The sequence below is a fragment of the Pseudomonas abieticivorans genome (assembly GCF_023509015.1).
GTDB classification, from domain to species: Bacteria; Pseudomonadota; Gammaproteobacteria; order Pseudomonadales; family Pseudomonadaceae; genus Aquipseudomonas; species Aquipseudomonas abieticivorans.
In genome coordinates, this window is sequence record NZ_CP094975.1 from 853,844 (window position 1) to 874,032 (window position 20,189).

General features: G+C 61.6%; 21 protein-coding genes. 12 read left to right on the top strand and 9 right to left on the bottom strand.

What is annotated here, in order from left to right:
* The first annotated feature begins 179 nt into the window (after positions 1–179).
* The 4 genes from L9B60_RS03680 (at position 180) to L9B60_RS03695 (ending at position 5,403) form a co-directional block, all read left to right on the top strand.
* Positions 180–1,952 (top strand): N-acetylglutaminylglutamine amidotransferase, encoded by a 1,773-nt coding sequence (locus tag L9B60_RS03680; RefSeq protein ID WP_249676367.1) that lies wholly within the window; start codon positions 180–182, stop codon positions 1,950–1,952.
* Positions 1,953–1,955: 3 nt separating this feature from the next.
* On the top strand, positions 1,956–3,701 hold the full coding sequence (ngg, locus tag L9B60_RS03685) for an N-acetylglutaminylglutamine synthetase (RefSeq protein WP_249676370.1): 1,746 nt from the start codon (positions 1,956–1,958) through the stop codon (positions 3,699–3,701).
* 100 nt (positions 3,702–3,801) lie between these two features.
* Complete coding sequence (locus L9B60_RS03690) at positions 3,802–4,986, top strand: osmoprotectant NAGGN system M42 family peptidase (RefSeq protein ID WP_249676372.1); 1,185 nt, start codon at positions 3,802–3,804, stop codon at positions 4,984–4,986.
* A gap of 189 nt (positions 4,987–5,175) precedes the next feature.
* Positions 5,176–5,403, top strand: coding sequence for a YheU family protein (locus L9B60_RS03695; protein WP_249676373.1), 228 nt, complete (start codon positions 5,176–5,178; stop codon positions 5,401–5,403).
* Positions 5,404–5,407: 4 nt separating this feature from the next.
* On the opposite strand, the gene csrA is transcribed toward L9B60_RS03695, so the two are convergent.
* The 3 genes from csrA to L9B60_RS03710 all read right to left on the bottom strand — a co-directional run bounded on the left by csrA (position 5,408) and on the right by L9B60_RS03710 (position 6,996).
* Complete coding sequence (gene csrA, locus L9B60_RS03700) at positions 5,408–5,596, bottom strand: carbon storage regulator CsrA (RefSeq protein WP_249676376.1); 189 nt, start codon at positions 5,594–5,596, stop codon at positions 5,408–5,410.
* A 165-nt stretch (positions 5,597–5,761) separates the two neighbouring features.
* Complete coding sequence (locus L9B60_RS03705) at positions 5,762–6,094, bottom strand: YnfA family protein (RefSeq protein ID WP_249676378.1); 333 nt, start codon at positions 6,092–6,094, stop codon at positions 5,762–5,764.
* A gap of 86 nt (positions 6,095–6,180) precedes the next feature.
* The gene (locus tag L9B60_RS03710; RefSeq protein ID WP_249676381.1) at positions 6,181–6,996 is read right to left on the bottom strand and encodes an SDR family oxidoreductase; all 816 of its coding nucleotides are present in this window, start codon (positions 6,994–6,996) and stop codon (positions 6,181–6,183) included.
* Between the two features lie 227 nt (positions 6,997–7,223).
* Between L9B60_RS03710 and L9B60_RS03715 the strand changes: the two genes are divergently transcribed.
* The gene (locus L9B60_RS03715; protein WP_249676383.1) at positions 7,224–7,376 is read left to right on the top strand and encodes a DUF3309 family protein; all 153 of its coding nucleotides are present in this window, start codon (positions 7,224–7,226) and stop codon (positions 7,374–7,376) included.
* Between the two features lie 62 nt (positions 7,377–7,438).
* On the opposite strand, the gene L9B60_RS03720 is transcribed toward L9B60_RS03715, so the two are convergent.
* The 3 genes from L9B60_RS03720 to L9B60_RS03730 all read right to left on the bottom strand — a co-directional run bounded on the left by L9B60_RS03720 (position 7,439) and on the right by L9B60_RS03730 (position 10,529).
* A complete protein-coding gene (locus L9B60_RS03720; RefSeq protein ID WP_249676385.1) occupies positions 7,439–9,097 on the bottom strand; it encodes a cation acetate symporter in 1,659 nt (552 codons plus the stop codon).
* On the bottom strand, positions 9,094–9,405 hold the full coding sequence (locus tag L9B60_RS03725; RefSeq protein WP_249676387.1) for a DUF485 domain-containing protein: 312 nt from the start codon (positions 9,403–9,405) through the stop codon (positions 9,094–9,096). Before L9B60_RS03725 ends, L9B60_RS03720 begins: the two co-directional genes overlap by 4 nt.
* Before the next feature lie 266 nt (positions 9,406–9,671).
* On the bottom strand, positions 9,672–10,529 hold the full coding sequence (locus L9B60_RS03730) for a glycine betaine ABC transporter substrate-binding protein (RefSeq protein WP_249676388.1): 858 nt from the start codon (positions 10,527–10,529) through the stop codon (positions 9,672–9,674).
* A gap of 284 nt (positions 10,530–10,813) precedes the next feature.
* Here L9B60_RS03730 and L9B60_RS03735 point away from each other — a divergent pair, with 284 nt between their 5' ends.
* Positions 10,814–12,382, top strand: coding sequence for a glycoside hydrolase family 17 protein (locus tag L9B60_RS03735; RefSeq protein ID WP_249676390.1), 1,569 nt, complete (start codon positions 10,814–10,816; stop codon positions 12,380–12,382).
* Positions 12,383–12,390: 8 nt separating this feature from the next.
* Here the strand turns inward: L9B60_RS03735 and L9B60_RS03740 are convergent, their stop codons facing one another.
* Complete coding sequence (locus L9B60_RS03740) at positions 12,391–12,744, bottom strand: hypothetical protein (RefSeq protein ID WP_249676392.1); 354 nt, start codon at positions 12,742–12,744, stop codon at positions 12,391–12,393.
* Between the two features lie 222 nt (positions 12,745–12,966).
* Between L9B60_RS03740 and L9B60_RS03745 the strand changes: the two genes are divergently transcribed.
* The gene (locus tag L9B60_RS03745; protein WP_249676393.1) at positions 12,967–14,265 is read left to right on the top strand and encodes an alpha/beta fold hydrolase family protein; all 1,299 of its coding nucleotides are present in this window, start codon (positions 12,967–12,969) and stop codon (positions 14,263–14,265) included.
* A gap of 22 nt (positions 14,266–14,287) precedes the next feature.
* The gene (locus tag L9B60_RS03750; protein WP_438866122.1) at positions 14,288–15,037 is read left to right on the top strand and encodes an MlaA family lipoprotein; all 750 of its coding nucleotides are present in this window, start codon (positions 14,288–14,290) and stop codon (positions 15,035–15,037) included.
* A 222-nt stretch (positions 15,038–15,259) separates the two neighbouring features.
* Here L9B60_RS03750 and L9B60_RS03755 read toward each other — a convergent pair whose 3' ends face one another.
* Together L9B60_RS03755 and L9B60_RS03760 are read right to left on the bottom strand one after the other, a co-directional pair.
* A complete protein-coding gene (locus L9B60_RS03755) occupies positions 15,260–16,417 on the bottom strand; it encodes a patatin-like phospholipase family protein (RefSeq protein WP_249676399.1) in 1,158 nt (385 codons plus the stop codon).
* A gap of 16 nt (positions 16,418–16,433) precedes the next feature.
* Positions 16,434–17,372 carry a lipid A biosynthesis lauroyl acyltransferase gene (locus L9B60_RS03760; RefSeq protein WP_249676401.1) on the bottom strand — a complete coding sequence of 313 codons (939 nt, stop codon included), beginning with the start codon at positions 17,370–17,372 and terminating at the stop codon, positions 16,434–16,436.
* Between the two features lie 120 nt (positions 17,373–17,492).
* Between L9B60_RS03760 and minC the strand changes: the two genes are divergently transcribed.
* The 4 genes from minC to L9B60_RS03780 all read left to right on the top strand — a co-directional run bounded on the left by minC (position 17,493) and on the right by L9B60_RS03780 (position 20,152).
* Entirely contained in the window at positions 17,493–18,221 is a 729-nt protein-coding gene (gene minC, locus L9B60_RS03765; protein ID WP_249676404.1) for a septum site-determining protein MinC, read from the top strand.
* A 141-nt stretch (positions 18,222–18,362) separates the two neighbouring features.
* Complete coding sequence (minD, locus tag L9B60_RS03770) at positions 18,363–19,175, top strand: septum site-determining protein MinD (RefSeq protein ID WP_249676407.1); 813 nt, start codon at positions 18,363–18,365, stop codon at positions 19,173–19,175.
* Complete coding sequence (minE, locus tag L9B60_RS03775) at positions 19,175–19,426, top strand: cell division topological specificity factor MinE (protein ID WP_249676410.1); 252 nt, start codon at positions 19,175–19,177, stop codon at positions 19,424–19,426. The genes minD and minE overlap by 1 nt, the downstream gene beginning before the upstream one ends.
* A gap of 90 nt (positions 19,427–19,516) precedes the next feature.
* Positions 19,517–20,152, top strand: coding sequence for an RluA family pseudouridine synthase (locus L9B60_RS03780; protein ID WP_249676413.1), 636 nt, complete (start codon positions 19,517–19,519; stop codon positions 20,150–20,152).
* The last annotated feature ends 37 nt before the right edge of the window (positions 20,153–20,189 follow it).

The following is a 20,189-nucleotide window of genomic DNA, read 5'->3' on the forward strand; positions in this document are numbered from 1 at the left end:
ACATTTTTTTCAAACGCCTATGACTGCTTTCCCGAGCGCGCCTGCTGCTGACGGCGCGCGGCGTAGGGGAGGCCTGCTTATAACCGATCGTTCTAAAACTCCTGAGATTCTCACCGGTCAGTTTCTGGGTACGGGGCACGTGCCCCCCTATCTCCCCAACGGAAACCCGGTAAGGACTTATGTGCGGATTAGCTGGTGAATTGCGTTTTGATCGTCAACCTGCGGACCTTGCGGCCGTAGAACGGATCACCCATCATTTGGCCCCTCGTGGCCCGGACGCCTGGGGCTTCCATAGCCAAGGGCCGGTCGCCTTGGGCCACCGCCGGCTGAAAATCATGGACCTGTCGGACGGCTCCGCCCAACCGATGGTCGACAGCGCTTTGGGCCTGTCCCTGGCATTCAACGGCGCCATCTACAATTTCCCCGAATTGCGCGCAGAGCTCGAAGGCCTGGGCTACGGCTTCTATTCGGGCGGCGACACTGAGGTGTTGCTCAAGGGCTACCACGCCTGGGGGGCGGACCTGCTGCCCAAGCTCAATGGCATGTTCGCCTTCGCCATCTGGGAACGCGACGCGCAACGCCTGTTCATTGCCCGCGACCGCCTTGGCGTAAAGCCCCTGTACCTGTCGCGCACCGGTGAACGGCTGCGCTTTGCCTCGGCGCTGCCGGCCCTGCTCAAGGGCGGCGATATCAGCCCCCTCCTGGACCCGGTGGCACTGAACCACTACCTGAACTTCCACGCCGTGGTACCTGCGCCACGCACCCTGCTCGCTGGCATTGAAAAGCTGCCACCGGCCAGTTGGATGCGCATCGATGCCGATGGCAAGACCGAACAGAAAACCTGGTGGACATTGCCGTACGGCCCCCATGCCGACGAAGCCAACCTGACCCTGGAAGACTGGCGCGACCGGGTGCTGGACAGCACCCGCGAAGCCGTGGCCATACGCCAACGGGCAGCGGTGGACGTCGGTGTGCTGTTGTCGGGCGGCGTCGATTCCAGCCTGCTGGTAGGCCTGTTGCGCGAAGCTGGGGTCGAGAACCTCTCGACTTTTTCCATCGGCTTTCAGGACGCCGGTGGCGAGCGCGGCGACGAGTTCCAGTATTCGGACCTGATTGCCAAGCACTACGGCACCGAGCATCACCAGTTGCGCATCGATGAACGCGAGATCATCGAGCAACTGCCTGCGGCGTTCCGCGCCATGAGCGAGCCGATGGTCAGCCATGACTGCATCGCCTTTTACCTGCTGTCGCGTGAAGTGGCCAAGCACTGCAAGGTGGTGCAGAGCGGCCAGGGTGCCGACGAGTTGTTTGCCGGTTACCACTGGTACCCGCAGGTGGACGGTGCCAGCGATCCCTATGCTGCCTACCGCGAGGCGTTTTTTGACCGCAGCTATGCCGACTATGCCGATACGGTGCAGCCCAAATGGCGCACGCCCAATGATGCGGCCGGTGATTTTGTCCGTGATCATTTCGCCATGGCCGGCGCCGACGCCGCCGTGGACAAGGCCCTGCGCCTGGACAGCACGGTGATGCTGGTGGACGACCCGGTCAAGCGGGTCGACAACATGACCATGGCCTGGGGGTTGGAGGCACGCACGCCGTTCCTGGACTACCGCCTGGTGGAACTGTCGGCGCGGGTGCCGGCCAAGTTCAAGCTGCCCGATGGCGGCAAGCAAGTGCTCAAGGAAGCCGCGCGCCTGGTCATCCCCAGCGAGGTGATCGATCGCAAGAAAGGCTACTTCCCGGTGCCCGGCCTCAAGCACTTGCAAGGCGACACCTTGAACTGGGTGCGCGACCTGCTGCTGGACCCAAGCCAGGACCGCGGCCTGTTCAACCCCGCCCAACTCGACCGCCTGCTGAGCGACCCGCAAGGCCAACTCACACCTCTGCGTGGTTCCAAACTCTGGCAATTGGCCGCGCTGAACCTGTGGCTCAGCGAACAAGGAATCTGATCGATGAAAGCTCATGCCACGGCCTACAGCCAACGCTTGCTGCGCGGCCAGTCGCCCTCCTACGAACGCCTGCAGGCGCGCTTTGCCGAGGACGGTGAAACGCCGGACGCGCAACCTCGCGCGCTGCATTGCGGTTGGGGCCGGTTGCTGATCGGGCACACCTGGCCCAACCCGGCCCAACTCGCCGAGGAGTTGCTCAACGAGCAGCAAGGCGAGCGCGACATTGCCCTGTACGTGGCCGCACCGCAGCAAGTGCTGGCCCACGCACCTCAGCAATTGTTCCTGGACCCCTCCGACACGCTGCGCCTGTGGTTCAGTGACTATCGCCCCGCACAACGGGTGTTTCGCGGCTTTCGCATTCGCCGCGCGCAAACCGAAGGCGACTGGGAAGCCATCAATCAGTTGTACCTCAAGCGTCGCATGCTACCCATCGACCCGGGCCTGTTGACCCCTCGCCACCAAGGCGGGCCGGTGTACTGGCTGGCCGAGGACGAAGACAGCGGCAAAGTGATCGGCAGCGTGATGGGCTTGAACCATCACAAGGCCTTTCGCGACCCGGAGAACGGCAGCAGCCTCTGGTGCCTGGCCGTAGACCCCCGTTGCACCCGCCCAGGCGTGGGTGAGGTATTGGTGCGCCACTTGGTGGAACACTTCATGAGCCGCGGTTTGAGTTACCTGGACCTGTCGGTGCTGCACGACAATCGCCTGGCGAAAAACCTCTACGCCAAGCTGGGCTTTCGCAACCTGCCGACGTTTGCCATCAAGCGCAAGAACGGCATCAATCAACCGCTGTTCCTGGGTCCCGGCCCGCAAGCCGAACTCAACCCGTACGCGCGGATCATTGTCGATGAAGCCTATCGTCGTGGCATTGAAGTACAGGTCGACGACGCCGATGCCGGGTTGTTTACCTTGAGCCATGGCAACCGCCGGGTCCGTTGTCGCGAATCGCTGTGCGACCTGACCAGTTCAATCAGCATGACCCTGTGCCAAGACAAAAGCCTGACCCACAAGGTGCTCAAGGCCGCCGGCTTGAAATTGCCGGCGCAACAACTGGCCGGCAGCGCTGACGACAACCAGGATTTTCTGGACGAGCACGGGCGTGTCGTGGTCAAGCCGCTGGACGGCGAACAGGGCCAGGGCGTCGCCGTGGACCTGTCGACCTTGGAGGAGGTGCAACAGGCCATCGAGCACGCCCACGCGTTCGACAGCCGGGTGCTGCTGGAAAGCTTCCACGAGGGCCACGACCTGCGCATCGTGGTCATCGGCTTTGAAGTGGTGGCGGCGGCCATCCGCTGGCCAGCGCAGATCACCGGCGATGGGCAGCATTCCATCGGCGCGCTGATCGAGGCACAAAGCCGCCGTCGCCAGGCCGCAACCGGCGGTGAAAGCCGCATCCCGCTGGACGCCGAAACCCAGCGCACGCTGCACGCCGCCGGCGTCGACTACGACACCGTGCTGCCCGCAGGCCAAGTGCTCGCGGTGCGCAAAGCCGCCAACCTGCACACCGGCGGGCACTTGGAAGACGTGACCGCCATCCTCCATCCCACCTTGGTGGACGCCGCTCAACGCGCGGCCCGGGCACTGGACATCCCGGTAGTGGGCCTGGACCTGATGGTGCCGGCGGCCGACCAGCCGGAGTACGTGTTCATCGAAGCCAACGAGCGCGTGGGCCTGGCCAACCACGAACCGCAACCCACGGCCGAACGCTTTGTGGACCTGTTGTTTCCGCATACCCAGGTCATCAGTTAAAGCCGTCTGTACCGCTGCGGTTTACCCAATGAACCGCAGCGTTCTTTTCGCCGATTAATCCGCGCCTACGCCGCCCTCTACCCATCCTTCAGGAGATTCCATGACTTCCCGAATTCCCGAACCGGATATCCACTACCTGCAAAAGGTACTGCTGGAGATGCTCGCCATCCCCAGCCCCACCGGTTTTACCGATACCATCGTGCGCTACGTCGCCGAGCGCCTGGAAGAGCTGGGCATTCCATTCGAACTGACCCGGCGTGGCACCATCCGCGCCACGCTCAAGGGCCAGAAAAACTCACCCGACCGCGCGGTATCGGCGCACCTGGACACCATCGGCGCCAGCGTGCGCGCCTTCCAGGACAACGGCCGGCTGTCGTTGGCGCCCGTGGGCTGCTGGTCCAGCCGCTTTGCCGAAGGCAGCCGCGTCAGCGTGTTCACCGACACCGGGGTGATCCGCGGCAGCGTGTTGCCACTGATGGCCTCTGGGCATGCCTTCAACACCGCCGTCGACCAGATGCCCGTCAGTTGGGACCACGTGGAGCTGCGCCTGGACGCCTATTGCAGCACCCGCGCCGACTGCGAATCGCTGGGCATCAACGTCGGTGACTTCGTCGCCTTCGACCCACTGCCCGAGTTCACCGAAAGCGGCCACATCAGTGCCCGCCACCTGGACGACAAGGCGGGCGTCGCGGCCTTGCTGGCCTCGCTCAAGGCCATTGTTGAAAGCGGCCAGACCCCGGCCATCGACTGCCACCCACTGTTTACCATCACCGAGGAAACCGGTTCCGGCGCAGCGGCCGCCTTGCCTTGGGACGTCAGTGAATTCGTCGGCATCGACATCGCGCCGGTCGCGCCCGGGCAGCACTCCAACGAGCACACCGTCAGCGTGGCCATGCAGGATTCGGGCGGCCCCTATGACTATCACCTGTCGCGGCACCTGCTGCGCCTGGGCCAAGAGCACGAGCTGCCGCTGCGCCGCGACCTGTTTCGCTATTACTTCAGCGACGCCCACTCGGCCGTGACCGCAGGCCACGACATCCGCACCGCCCTGCTGGCGTTCGGTTGCGACGCCACCCACGGCTACGAGCGCACGCACATCGACAGCCTCAGTGCCTTGAGCAAGATCCTGGTGGCCTACCTGCTAAGCCCACCGGTATTTGCCAGCGATGCCCAGCCGGCCAACGGCTCGCTGGAGCGCTTCAGCCATCAACTGGAACATGATGCGCAGATGGAGAGTGATACCCGAGTGCCAGCGGTTGACAGCTTGGTGGGTAACAAGAGTTAGGCCCCCACCGTACTTTTCGCGGATCAACCCGCTCTTAGGTGTAGGAGCAAGCGGATTGATCCGCGAAGGCCACGCCGCAGTACTCCTGACCCAACGCGGTGTGCTTTTCTCGGATCAATCCGCGCCTACAGGCAGACAGACGCAGCAGTCACCTTCGTGTAGCATTTGCCTACACTTTGCGAGAACCCCATGCTGATTCCTTACGACCAACTGGAAGCCGACACCCTTACCCGCCTGATCGAAGACTTCGTTACCCGCGACGGCACCGACAACGGCGATGAAACACCGCTGGACACGCGCGTATTGCGCGTACGGCACGCCCTGACCAAACTGCAGGCGTTCATTGTGTTCGACCCGGACAGCCAACAATGCCAGCTGATGCTCAAGCACGATATTCCCAAGGCGCTGTTCGACTGATGGCTCAGCGCGCCTTCCCCTGGGCGACCAGTTGCGCAACGATGCGCCGGTAGACTTCGGAACGGTGGATCTCGATGTTCTTTGGCGCCTGCACCCCGAAGCGCACTTGGCCGCCGCGCACTTCCAGCACTTTTACCCAGATATTGTCACCAATGGAGATGGCTTCGCCTACGTCACGTGTCAGTACTAGCATTTCACAATCCTTTTGAAGGTGGCTGTTTTTAAAGACTGCCCCTTCGAATGGACGGCATCAATGCATACAAATCAAATTAGTCCCGGCCTACAACATTTCAAGAATGAACCTACAGATATTTCTGAGTTTATAACTTAAGCGTGTATGAAGTTGCATCCTTTTGAACTAAGCGGAATGCAACTTCGGGCCCCACAGGATAATGCTGGCGCCCACCACGCACAGCAGTGCGCCGAGCCAATCGCTGCCCATGGGCCGGACTTTTTCCACCACGGCCAGCCACACCAGGGACGTCACGATGTAAATCCCGCCGTAAGCGGCATAAGCGCGGCCGGCGTAGGCGGCTTCCACCCGGGTCAACAGCAACCCGAACAGGGTCAGGCTGACCAGCGCGGGGGGGATCCACCAAGCACTCTTGCCCAGGCGCAGCCAGAGGTAAAAGCCGTAGCAACCGGCAATCTCGAAGATCGCCGCGAGAAAAAACCACAGGTAATTGAGCACGTCTGATCTCGCTGTCATCCATCAACGGAATCGGCCCGGGGGCGTGCCCGGGCCGTTGTCCGCTCAAGAATACCGCAAGTGGCGCTTCAGCCCTGGTTTTGCCGGGCCTTGGCGCGCATTTTCTCGGCCATTGCGGCCATTTCGTTGTACAGCAACTGCGGGTTCTGTTGCTTGAGGGCCCACGCCTGGCGCCCCTGCTCGTGGGGCAAAATCATGAACTCGCCCGCCGCCACTTTCTGGTAAATATAGTCGGCGATGTCGGTGGCGCTGATCGGCGAGCTTTCCAGCAATTTGCCCACTTGGGCTTTCATGGCCGGTGTAGGACCGCGAAACGAGTCCAACAGGTTGGTCTGGAAAAACGACGGGCACACCACATGCACGCCAATTTCTTCCTGGCCCAATTCCACCAGCAGGCTTTCGGACAATGCCACCACGCCGGCCTTGGCGACGTTGTAGTTGCTCATGGCCGGCCCTTGCATCAGCGCAGCCATGGAGGCGATGTTGATGATCTTGCCTTTGCTTTTTTCCAGCAGCGGCAAGAACGCCTTGCACCCCTTGACCACGCCCATCAGGTTGATCGCGATCTGCCAGTCCCAGTCTTCGAGTTGCAACTCGCTGAAAAAACCGCCCGAGGCGACCCCGGCGTTGTTGACGATGACGTCGATGCCACCGAGTTTTTCCTCGCAGGCCTGGGCAAGCGCGGTGAGCTGACTGTAGTCACGCACGTCGCAGCGTTGCACGAAGCCATCTGCGCCCGCCTCTCGCACCAGCTTGAGGGTTTCCTGAAGCCCTGGCTCGTTAACGTCCGACAGCGCCAACTGCCAGCCTTCACGCGCCCAGCGCAGGGCGATTTCGCGACCCAGGCCTGAACCTGCGCCAGTGATCATGATGCGATTTTGCATAGGGAATGCCTTGTAGTTCCTTGAGTGGTATGGCGAGTCTAGCGAAGGAAGCCTCTGCGCCCACGTACCATTAGCGCCCTGAATGGGCAAGGCAAACCGCCACGGGTGCTTGAATAAAGTTTTTCAAAAAAATACTGACTTTTTTCACATCGCCAGAGTCCGACTTATTAAGCGGTCAAGACTTCCTGACTGGCGAGCACTAACTAAGTCCAAACAAGGAAAACGCCATGGGCACCATACTTATCATCATTCTGATACTGCTGCTGGTCGGTGGTTTACCCGTGTTCCCTCACTCCAGAAGTTGGGGTTACGGCCCGTCGGGGATTATTGGGGTCGTGTTGGTCGTCCTGCTGATTTTGGTATTGCTGGGCAGAATATAGCGCTAACGTTGCGCCATAAAAAAAGGCAGCCTGCGGGCTGCCTTTTTTATGCTCATTGAAACTTAGTGGGAGACCGCCCCACTGGCCCCCAGGCCGGTTTGCGAACGCACGAATTGCGGGAAGAACAATGCCCGTTCTTCGACGGCCGAAGGCGACTTGTCGGTAATCGAGAAGAACCAGATACCGACGAAGGCAATGGCGATGGAGAACAGCGCCGGGTATTCGTAGGGGAAGATCGCCTTCTCATGGCCCAGGATCTGTACCCAGATGGTCGGGCCCAGGATCATCAGGCCCACGGCGCTGATCAAGCCCATCCAGCCACCGACCATGGCGCCGCGAGTGGTGAGTTTTTTCCAGTACATGGAAAGCAGCAGCACCGGGAAGTTGCAGCTGGCGGCGATGGAGAATGCCAGGCCCACCATGAAGGCGATGTTCTGGTTCTCGAACAGGACGCCCAGGCCGATGGCCAACACCGCCAAGGCGATGGTGGTGATCTTCGACACGCGGATCTCGTCTTTCTCGACCACGCGGCCCTTGCGGATCACGCTGGCGTACAGGTCATGGGACACCGCCGAGGCACCGGCCAGGGTCAAGCCGGCCACTACCGCGAGGATGGTGGCAAAGGCCACGGCCGAAATGAAGCCCAGGAAGATACTGCCACCCACCGCGTCGGCCAAGTGCACCGCCGCCATGTTGTTACCGCCCAGCAAGGCGCCCGCGGCATCCTTGAACGCCGGGTTGGTGCTGACCAGCAAGATCGCGCCGAAGCCGATGATGAAGGTCAGGATGTAGAAGTAGCCGATGAAGCCGGTGGCGTACAACACGCTTTTACGCGCTTCCTTGGCGTCGCTCACGGTGAAGAAGCGCATCAGGATATGCGGCAGGCCAGCGGTACCGAACATCAGCGCCAGGCCCAGGGAGAATGCCGAGATCGGGTCTTTGACCAAACCGCCCGGGCTCATGATCGCCTCACCTTTGGGGTGAACCTTGATGGCCTCGGAAAACAGCGTGTTGAAGTCGAAGTTGACGTGTTTCATCACCATGAAGGCCATGAAAGAAGCGCCGGAAAGCAGCAGCACGGCCTTGATGATCTGCACCCAAGTGGTTGCCAGCATGCCGCCGAACAGTACGTACAGGCACATCAGGATACCGACCAGCACCACGGCCACGTGGTAGTCCAGGCCGAACAGCAGCTGGATCAGCTTGCCAGCGCCGACCATTTGCGCGATCAGGTAGAAGGCCACCACCACCAGCGAACCGCAGGCCGACAGGGTACGGATCTCGGTCTGCTTGAGGCGGTAGGAGGCAACGTCGGCAAACGTGTACTTGCCCAGGTTGCGCAAGCGCTCGGCGATCAGGAACAGAATGATCGGCCAGCCTACCAGGAAGCCGATCGAGTAGATCAGGCCGTCGTAGCCGGAGGTGAATACAAGGGCGGAAATACCCAGGAAAGACGCAGCCGACATGTAGTCGCCGGCAATCGCCAGGCCATTTTGAAAGCCGGTGATGCGCCCGCCCGCCGCGTAGTAGTCGGCGGCCGATTTGTTGCGCTTGGACGCCCAGTAAGTGATGCACAAGGTGGCACCGACAAACACCACGAACATGATGATGGCCGGGATATTGAGGGGTTGTTTCTGAACGGCGCCGGTGATCGCGTCGGCGGCGAACAACGCCGGTGCGAAGGCCGCCAGGCCAAGAGTTGCCAATAGGCGCCGGATCATTGCTGTGCCTCCTTGAGGATCGCGTTGTTCAGGTCATCGAACTCTCCGTTGGCGCGGCGTACATAAATGGCCGTCAACACGAAAGCCGAGAGAATCAGGCCAACACCGATCGGAATACCCCAGGTGATGGAAGACTCCGGGCTGAGTTTGGCACCGAGAACATGCGGTCCGTAGGCGATCAACAAGATAAAGGCTGCATAGAGCCCAAGCATGATCGCCGAGAGTATCCAGGCGAACTTTTCCCTTTTTTGCACCAGCTCCTTGAAACGCGGGCTGTTTTGAATCGTGAGGTAAATGCTGTCGTTCATTATTTTTGTCCTAGCAGCACAGAGGGGGTGGAACGTATTCCACTTTATGCCGAGGAAAAACCCGTTCCAGACGACCTTAGTATTAGATCGACATGACGGAAACGCCAGTTTTGATAGTTGCTTAGCCACCTATATAAATTTCAGGCCCGCTATTACGCTGTAGGAGCGGATTTATCCGCGAAAAATACGCCGCGGTGTGTCAGCGACACGGCGGCGTATTTTTCGCGGATAAATCCGCTCCTACAGGGCGGGGGGTTAGCTGATGGTTATTTAGCGGTCCATTGCGCAACGCGATCCGGGTGTTTGGCTACCCAATCCTTGGCGGCGGCTTCAGGCTTGGCGCCATCTTGAATTGCCAGCATGACCTCGCCAATCTCATCCTTGGAGTTCCACTGAAACTTTTTGAGGAAGGTGGCCACTTCCGGCGCCTTTTTCTCAAGGCCCAGGCTGCCGATGCTGTTGACGGTTTCAGCAGCACCGTAAACGCCTTTAGGGTCATCCAGGAAGCGCAACTTCCACTTGGCAAACATCCAGTGCGGTACCCAACCGGTGACCGCGATCGATTCGTTCTTGCCTTCGGCGCGGGTCAACTCGGCGATCATCCCGGCGCCGGAACTGGCCTGCAGTTTGTAATTGCTCAGGCCGTAATCCTTGATCGCCTGGTCAGTCTTGAGCATCACGCCTGAACCTGCGTCGATGCCGACAATTTTGTTATTGAAACTGGTATCGGTCTTGAGGTCTTCAATGCTCTTGGCCTTGACGTACTCGGGTACGATCAGGCCAATTTTGGCGTCCTTGAAGTTAGGCCCGAAGTCGACCACCTTGTCCTTGTTCTTGGCCCAGTATTCGCCGTGGGTTACCGGCAGCCAGGCCGAGAGCATGGCGTCCAGTTTGCCGGTGGCCACGCCCTGCCACATGATCCCGGTGGCGACCGCTTGCAACTTGACGTCGTAACCGAGTTTCTGGCGGATCACTTCGGCCGCGACGTTCGTGGTGGCCACGCTATCGGACCAGCCATCGACGTAGCCGATGCTCAATTCAGGCTTGCTTGCGGCGCTGGCCAGGGTGGAACTGATTGCAAGTACCAGAGCGGCGCCCGCTCCCAGGATCTTTCGCATAGTCATCCTACTTCCCCAAAAGGCTGCGCTCGACGACTGTCGAGCATCGTCACGTGTTTTATTGGTGCACGGCGCCTTGAATGCACGCAGGTGCAGGTTGATCATCGGCTCCGGCGGCGGGGGGTCCTGCTCTGCCAGCGACCTTCACCCCGCGATAAACGACATCACTACGCCAGCAGGCGCAATCAGCAACCGCCACGCATGAAATCCGCCCGAACTTTGCATGGCAAGGCTCAAGGGGCAGGCAAATGCAGGTAAGATGCCGGCCTTTGTTCCATGACGAAATGATCATGCCTTCGACTGCCCGCTTCCCCGTTCTGCCTTATCTGTTCGCCTGCGTGATTGGCCTGCTGGCCTTGAGCGGGGTGTGGTACGACCTGGGCAAGCCGGTGGTGCTGCCGGATGCGGCGAGCGCATCGCACAAGCTGCAGTGCGCGTCCTACACGCCGTTTGACAAAGACCAGTCGCCGTTCGACCAGCCGTTCACCATTCGCCCGGCGCGCATCGACGCCGATCTGAAATTACTGGCCACGCGCTTCCAGTGCATTCGCACTTATTCCATGACAGGCCTGGAAGACGTGCCCGCGCTGGCGCGTAAATACGGCCTGAAAGTGATGCTCGGCGCCTGGGTCAACGGCAACCCGGTGGACACCGCCAAGGAAGTCGACGCGCTGATCGCCTCGGCCAACGCCAACGCCGACGTGGTGACCTCAGTGATCGTCGGCAATGAAACCCTGTTGCGCAAAGAGGTCACCGGCAAGCAACTGGCCACGCTGATCCACCGGGTCAAGCAGTCGGTCAAACAACCGGTGACCTACGCCGATGTCTGGGAGTTCTGGCTGCAGTACCCTGAAGTGGCACCTGAGGTGGACTTCATCACCATCCACCTGCTGCCCTACTGGGAAGACCAACCGCTGGACATCGACGATGCGCTGACCCATGTGCGCGACGTACGCGAAGCCTTTGCCCAGCGCTTTGCGCCCAAGGAAATCGTGATCGGCGAAACCGGCTGGCCCAGCGAAGGCCGCCAGCGCGAAACCGCACTGCCGAGCCGCGTCAATGAAGCGCGGTTCATCCGCAGTTTCGTTGCCCAGGCCGAACACAATGGCTGGCATTACAACTTGATCGAAGCGTTCGACCAGCCATGGAAGCGTGCCAGCGAAGGCGCGGTGGGCGGTTATTGGGGGCTGTTCGATGCCGACCGCCAGGACAAGGGCGTGCTCGAAGGCCCGGTATCCAACCTGCCCTACTGGCCGCAATGGCTGGCGGTGGGCGCAGTGATCTTCTTGCTAACCCTGGCCCTGGCCGGCCGTGTGCAGGGGCGCCGCGCCGCGCTGACCCTGCCGCTGCTGGCGGCCCTGGGCGCTGGCAGCATTGGCGTGTGGGGCGAGATGGCGCGCATCAATAGCCGGTTTGCCGAGGAATGGATCTGGGCGGCGCTGTTGGTGGGGCTGAACCTGATCGTGCTGGCCCATGCGGCGCTGCGCCTGAGCGCCAGCGGCGGTTGGCGCCAGCGCCTGTCAGCGTGGCTGGAGCAACGCGGCAGCTGGTGGCTGAGCGCCGCAGGTTTCGCTGCGGCGGTGATGATGCTGGGCCTGGTGTTCGACCCGCGCTACCGCAGCTTCCCCAGCGCCTCCCTGGTACTGCCGGCGCTGGTGTACCTGCTGCGCCCGGTGCCGGTACGCCGCGCCGAAGTGACACTGCTGGCCGCGATCGTGGGCTTCGGCATCCCCTTGCAACTGCTGCGCGAAGGCCTGCAAAACCAGCAGGCCTGGGGCTGGGCACTGGTGAGCCTGATGATGGTGCTGGCGCTGTGGCGGGCCATCCGCACGGATCGCAGAACACCGCTTCGCGGATAAATCCGCGCCTACCGGACCAGACGCAAGCCTGCGATCACCACCGCGAACACCCCCAGGCTTGCGCTGTACAGGACCAGCGCCGGCACGCCGATCACCAGTGCCAGTGCCGCCAACCACCAGCCAAAGCAACCGCGCACGAAAAAAGCGACCACCGAACTGGTCAACGCGGCAAAGGCGATGTAGCGAAAATGGATCAGCCAGCCCAACCCCGAACGCAGCTGGCATTCCCAGCGGCTGGCCTCGTCGCTGCACAGCCCCACCCATTTGGCGTCCTCCATCAGCCCGTAGCGCAGGCTATAGCTGGCCAACAAGGACAGGGCCAGCAAAACCAACAGCAAAACCAGTGATGTGCGGCGCGACATGAACAGCTCCAATAGGCGAAAACGGCGCCCAGCATAATCTGCCCCATAAGGTATGCAAGGCAAAACAGCACAACTCGTCTACTTTCAGGATGGGGGGCGGTGTATCGTTTGCGCGTAACGCATTTGATGCACTAAAAACTCGTTGACTTGGCAACTTGCCACCAGCGTGGTGGTCAGAGCCTGCGTACCTCAAATCAGACTTTTCCTTTTAGGGCTAAAGCCATGCTCCGAATTTTGCGCTTCGCTGCCGTGCTGGGTGGCCTCATTTTGAGTGCGTCCGCGCTGGCGAAGGATATTGACGCCGCCAGCTACGGCTACCCACTGACCAATCCGTTCGAGGCGACGATTGCCACGACCCCGCCCGAACTGCGCCCGGACCTGCCGGACGACCAGGATATTGACCAGTCCGATTACACCCTGAACCTGCGTCCGGAGCGTGAATTCACCCTGCCCGATAACTTTTGGGCCGTGAAAAAGCTGCGCTATCGCCTGGCCAAGCAGGACCACCCCGCGCCGTTGATCTTCATCATCGCCGGTACCGGCGCGCCCTATACCAGTACCTTCAACGAGTTTTTGAAAAAGCTCTACTACAAGGCCGGCTATAACGTGGTGCAACTGTCGTCGCCCACCAGCTTCGACTTCATGAGCGCCGCGTCGCGCTTTGCCACCCCGGGCGTGAGCAAGGAAGACGCCGAGGACCTGTACCGGGTCATGCAGGCCGTACGCGCCCAGCACCCCAAGCTTGCGGTCACCGATTTCTACCTGACCGGCTACAGCCTGGGCGCCCTGGATGCGGCCTTCGTCAGCCACCTGGACGAAACCCGGCGCAGCTTCAACTTCAAGAAAGTGCTGCTGATCAATCCGCCGGTCAACCTTTACACCTCCATCAGTAACCTGGACAAGCTGGTCCAGACCCAGGTCAAGGGCATCAACAACAGCACCACGTTCTATGAACTGGTACTGGCCAAGCTGACCCGCTACTTCCAGCAAAAAGGCTACATCGACCTCAACGACGCATTGCTGTATGACTTCCAGCAGTCGCGCCAGCACCTGTCCAACGAACAGATGGCCATGCTGATCGGTACCTCGTTCCGCTTCAGTTCCGCCGACATCGCCTTTACCTCGGACTTGATCAACCGCCGCGGCCTGATCACCCCACCCAAGTTCCCGATCACCGAAGGCACCAGCCTCACGCCGTTCCTCAAGCGCGCGCTGCAGTGCGACTTTGACTGCTACCTGACCGACCAGGTGATCCCGATGTGGCGCGCCCGCACCGACGGCAGCAGCCTGTTGCAACTGGTGGACCAGGTGAGCCTGTACGCGCTCAAGGACTACCTGCACGACAATCCGAAGATCGCCGTGATGCACAACGCCGACGACGTGATCCTGGGCCCCGGCGACCTGGGCTTCCTGCGCAAGACCTTTGGCGAGCGCTTGACCGTTTACCCACACGGTGGCCATTGCGGCAACCTCAACTACCGCGTCAACACCGACGCCATGCTGGAGTTCTTCCGTGGCTAAACACTACCTTCTACTCGCAGCCCTGCTCTGCGCCGGCGTTGCCCACGCGGACGACACCCCGGCCACCAAGGTAGACCCGGACGGCTTCACCGAGCCGCTCAAGCAATTGAAGTTCAACCCCGGGCTTGACCAGCGCGAGTTTGAGCGCTCGACCCTGACCGCGCTGGCCGTGTACGACCCGCTGGAAAACATGAACCGGCGCATCTACCACTTCAACTACCGGTTCGATGAGTGGGTGTTCTTGCCGGTGGTCAATGGCTACCGCTACATCACGCCGAGCTTTTTGCGCACCGGGGTCAGCAACTTCTTCAACAACCTGGGCGACGTGCCTAACCTGTTGAACAGCTTGCTGCAGCTCAAGGGCAAGCGCTCGCTGGACATCACCGGGCGCTTGCTGCTCAACACCACCGTGGGCATTGCCGGCCTCTGGGACCCGGCTACCATGATGGGCCTGCAACGCCAGAGCGAAGACTTCGGCCAGACCTTGGGCTTCTACGGCGTGCCAAGTGGCGCCTACCTGGTGTTGCCGTTCCTTGGCCCTTCGAACCTGCGCGATGCTGGCGGGTTGCTGTTCGACTACGGCGCGGAAAGCCAGATCAACTTCCTGAACGTGTCCCAGGAAAGCAGCCGCCACCCGGAAATCTGGGCGTTGCGTTTCGTCGATAAACGCTACCAGACCAGCTTCCGCTACGGGCAGATGAACTCGCCGTTCGAGTATGAAAAGGTCCGCTACGTGTACACCGAGGCGCGCAAGCTGCAGATCGCCGAGTAACCTCTGCGCGAGAGGCTCTGGCGGTCCCCACCCCCCGTAGGAGCGGATTTATCCGCGAATGGGCCGCCGCGGTCATTCTGTTAAAACGCGGCGTTGCTTTCGCGGATGAATCCGCTCCCACAGGGGGATCGCAATCAATCTGTAGGAGCGGATTTATCCGCGAAGGTCGCACCGCGCACGACCAGAGACACCGCAGCGATCTTTTCGCGGATAAATCCGCTCCTACAGGGGAGGGGCCACCCCCAGGAACCGGCGCAGTTCGGCCTGCTTGGCCATGGCATCGCGCCGCCCCAGTTCGATCAACTCGCTGCAATACCCCGCCTCGAACAACAAATAACTCAGCACCCCCGCCCCGCTGGTCTTGGTCGCCCCCGGCCCGCGTAAAAACAGGCGTAAGGCGGCGGGCAGCTCGCGGCGGTGGCGCGAGGCGATTTCATCCAGGGGCTGGCTGGGCGCGATTACCAGCACCTCCACCGGCGACAAACCCAGGCCATGGGCCGGCGACTGTTCGGGCAGCAATTGGCTGAGCTGATTAAGCCGTTGCAGCAATTCGATGTCGTCTTCCAGGCTGTCGATGAAGGTGCTGTTGAGCATGTGCCCGCCGATCTGCGCCAGGCTCGGTTGCTGGCCACTGAACACTCGCTCGCTGGAATCAGGCGCCCCCGGCCCGCGCGGGTTGCCGCTCACCCCCACCACCAGCACCCGGTTCGCACCCAGGTGCAACGCCGGGCTGATGGGCGCCGATTGGCGCACCGCACCGTCACCGAAATACTCCGCGCCGATGCGTACCGGCGCAAACAGCAAGGGGATCGCCGAACTGGCCAATAAGTGCTCCACGGTGAGCGCCGCCGGCACGCCCACCCGTCGGTGGCGCAGCCAGGGCTGGATCGCGCCCGCACCCTGGTAGAAGGTGACCGCCTGGCTGGACTCGTAACCGAACGCGGTCACCGCGACGGCGCGCAAGTGCTGCTGGGCGAGGGCCTGATCGATGCCACGCAGGTCCAGGTGGGTGTCCAGCAGTTCGCGCAACGGCGAGCTGTCGAGCAGCGCCACCGGCAGGTGCCGGCCCAGCCCGAGCAGGCTGTGGCCGACGAAGCGACTGGCCTGGCGGATTACCCCGGGCCAGTCGCTGCGCAGCACACGGTGGCTTTGGAACGCTTGCCAGAAGGCCGTCAGGCGGTGGATGGCGTCGCCAAAGTGCATCGCGCCGCTGGCCAGGGTCACGGCATTGATGGCCCCGGCCGAGGTGCCGACGATCACCGGGAACGGGTTGGCCGCACCCGCTGGCAACAGGTCGGCAATGCCGGCCAGCACGCCAACTTGATAGGCGGCACGGGCGCCGCCGCCAGAAAGGATCAGCCCGGTTACCGGTGCGTTCATAGGCCTCCTGGCCTGCTTATTTACGTCGCTTCTTGGGGTACAGCCGCGGCGCGCCGGGGGGGCGCGACTTGAACCGGCGGTGGGTCCACAGGTATTGCGAGGGGCATTCGCGGATGGCCGCCTCAACCCGTTGGTTGATGCGCAGGCAATCGGCCGCCTCGTTTTCGCCCGGAAAGTCTTCCAACGGCGGGTGGATCACCAAACGATAGCCGCTGCCGTCGGCCAGGCGTTGCTGGGTGAACGGAATCACCCGCGCCTTGCCCAGGGCGGCGAACTTGCTGGTGGCCGTGACCGTGGCCGCCTCGATGCCGAACAGCGGCACGAACACGCTTTGCTTGGCGCCATAGTCCTGATCTGGCGCGTACCAAATCGCCCGCCCCTTGCGCAACAGCTTGAGCATGCCGCGCACGTCTTCGCGTTCCACCGCCAGGGAGTCGAGGTTATGCCGCTCGCGCCCCTGGCGCTGGACGAAATCGAACAGCGGGTTGTCGTGCTCGCGGTACATGCCATCGATGGTATGGCGCTGGCCCAGCAAGGCGGCGCCGATTTCCAGAGTGGTGAAGTGGAAAGCCATCAAGATGGCCCCCTGGCCATCACGTTGCGCGGCCTGCAGGTGCTCCAGCCCTTCGATGTGCGCAAGGCGCGCCAGGCGGGCCTTTGGCCACCACCAACTCATGGCCATTTCAAAGAAAGCGATGCCGGTGGAGGCGAAATTTTCCTTGAGCAAACGGCGCCTTTCGACGAGTGGTAATTGGGGGAAACACAACTCCAGATTGCGCTCGGCGATCATCCGCCGCTCGCCGGCCACCTGGTACATGCCCAGGCCCAGCAGCCGGCCGATCACCAGCAGCACGCGGTATGGCAGCTGGACCACCAGCCACAGCAACCCCAGCCCCAGCAGCAGTGGCCAGAAACGCGGGTGCAGAAAAGAACGTTTGAAACGCGGGCGATCCATTACAGATTCCGGACAGACAACAAGGCCGCGCATTCTACATCGGTTCAGCCGGCTTGCGACTCGTCGGCGTTCTCGTTATAAGTCTCGGCACTTTTCGTTACAAGGCGCTCTTTGCCGATCATGAGCCAGAATGAACCGCAAGACCCGGAAAACGTGTTCCAGCTCAAGGGCAGCATGCTCGCCATTACCGTGCTGGAGCTGGCCCATAACAACCTGGAAGGCCTGGATCGCCAGTTGGCAGCCAAGGTGGCCCAGGCGCCGAATTTTTTCAGCAACACGCCGCTGGTACTGGCCCTGGACAAGCTGCCGGCCAACCAGGGCGCCGTCGACCTGCCCGGCTTGATGCGCGTGTGCCGCCAGCACGGCTTGCGCACCCTGGCCATCCGCGCCAGCCGCATCGAGGACATCGCTGCGGCCATCGCCATCGACCTGCCGGTGCTGCCACCGTCGGGTGCGCGTGAACGGCCACTGGAGCCCGAGCCACCCAAGGTGCCGGAAAAACCCCCGGAACCGTTGGTCAAGCCGACCAAAATCATCACCACGCCCGTGCGCAGCGGCATGCAGGTGTATGCGCCGGGTGGCGACCTGGTGGTATTGGCCACGGTCAGTTCCGGTGCGGAACTTCTGGCCGATGGCAACATCCATGTCTATGGTCCCATGCGGGGGCGCGCGTTGGCGGGCATCAAGGGCGACACCCGCGCGCGAATTTTCTGCCAGCAGATGGGCGCCGAGCTGCTGTCCATCGCCGGCCAGTACAAGGTCTCGGAAGACCTGCGCCGCGATCCGCTGTGGGGCGCCTCGGTTCAAGTCAGCTTGTCTGGTGATGTGTTGAACATCACCCGTCTTTAACGGATACTGCCGCCATTTTCCACGCAACTTTTAAACTTGGTGGCGTTTGGCCTTTAGTTGGGCCGTAGCCGACTGCAGTTGTTTACAAGTCATGCTTTTTTTCAGGGACTAGCAATCCTTTTTCACTAGGGGTCAAACACCTTGTCCAAGATTCTCGTGGTTACATCCGGCAAGGGTGGTGTGGGTAAGACCACCACCAGCGCCGCTATCGGTACCGGTCTGGCCCTGCGCGGCCACAAGACAGTCATCGTCGACTTCGACGTCGGCCTGCGTAACCTCGACCTGATCATGGGCTGCGAACGCCGCGTGGTGTACGACTTCGTCAACGTGGTCAACGGCGAAGCCAACCTGCAGCAAGCCCTGATCAAGGACAAGCGCCTGGAAAACCTGTACGTGTTGGCCGCCAGCCAAACCCGTGACAAGGACGCGCTGACCAAGGAAGGCGTGGAGAAGGTCCTGATGGAACTCAAGGAAACCTTCGAATTCGTGGTTTGCGATTCGCCCGCAGGCATCGAGACCGGCGCCCACCTGGCCATGTATTTTGCCGACGAAGCCATCGTGGTGACCAACCCCGAAGTGTCTTCGGTACGTGACTCGGACCGCATGCTGGGCCTGTTGGCCAGTAAATCGCGCCGCGCCGAACGCAACGAAGACCCGATCAAGGAACACTTGCTGCTGACCCGCTACAACCCCGAGCGCGTGAGCAAGGGCGAGATGCTGGGCGTGGAAGACGTCAAGGAAATCCTCTCGGTGACCCTGCTGGGCGTGATCCCGGAATCCCAAGCGGTGCTCAAGGCATCCAACCAGGGCGTGCCGGTGATCCTGGACGACCAGAGCGACGCAGGCCAGGCCTACAGCGACGCCGTCGATCGCCTGCTGGGCAAAAGCGTGGAACACCGTTTCCTCGCCATGCAAAAGAAAGGATTCTTTGAGCGGCTCTTTGGAGGCAACTGATGAGCATTTTTGACTTCTTTCGTACCAAAAAGGTCAATACCGCGTCGGTGGCGAAAGAGCGTCTGCAGATCATCGTGGCGCACGAGCGTGGCCAACGCAGCACCCCGGACTACTTGCCGGCCTTGCAGAAAGAGTTGGTCGAGGTCATCCGCAAGTACGTCAACATTGGCTCCGATGATGTGCAGGTCGCTCTGGAAAACCAGGGCAGCTGTTCGATTCTGGAACTCAATATCACCCTGCCCGATCGTTAATCGATTGCGGTAGTGCCGCGGCGGCTCACGGGCTCCTGATCATTCGGGCGCCGGTGAGCCGCCGTTGGCGTTTTCACGAGAAGCACTTCAATGCCGTTGTCGAACATCCGCATCATTCACCAGGACGCCGCCGTACTGGTGATCGACAAGCCGACCCTGCTGTTGTCCGTGCCGGGGCGCGCCGATGACAACAAGGACTGCCTGATCACCCGCCTGCAGGAAAACGGCTACCCCGAGGCGCGCATCGTGCACCGCCTGGACTGGGAAACCTCGGGGATCATTTTGCTGGCCCGCGATGCCGACAGCCATCGCGAACTGTCCCGTCAGTTTCATGACCGCGAAACCGAAAAAGCCTACACCGCTCTGTGCTGGGGCCAGCCGGAGTTGGACAGTGGCAGCATCGACCTGCCGCTGCGCTACGATCCGCCGACCAAGCCGCGCCACGTGGTGGACCATGAACAGGGCAAACACGCCCTGACCTTCTGGCGCATCCTGGAACGCAATGGCAACCACTGCCGCGTGGAGCTGACGCCCATCACCGGCCGCTCGCACCAGTTGCGCGTGCACATGCTGAGCATCGGCCACCCGCTGCTGGGCGACGGCCTGTACGCCCACCCCGAGGCCCTGGCGGCCTACCCGCGGCTGTGCCTGCACGCCAGCATGCTGGGTTTTACCCACCCGGTTACCGGGCAGCGGTTGCGCTTCGAGTGCCCGGCGCCGTTTTGATTTTGCGGTGACTGCTGCCCAGGCACGCCTGGTCCCA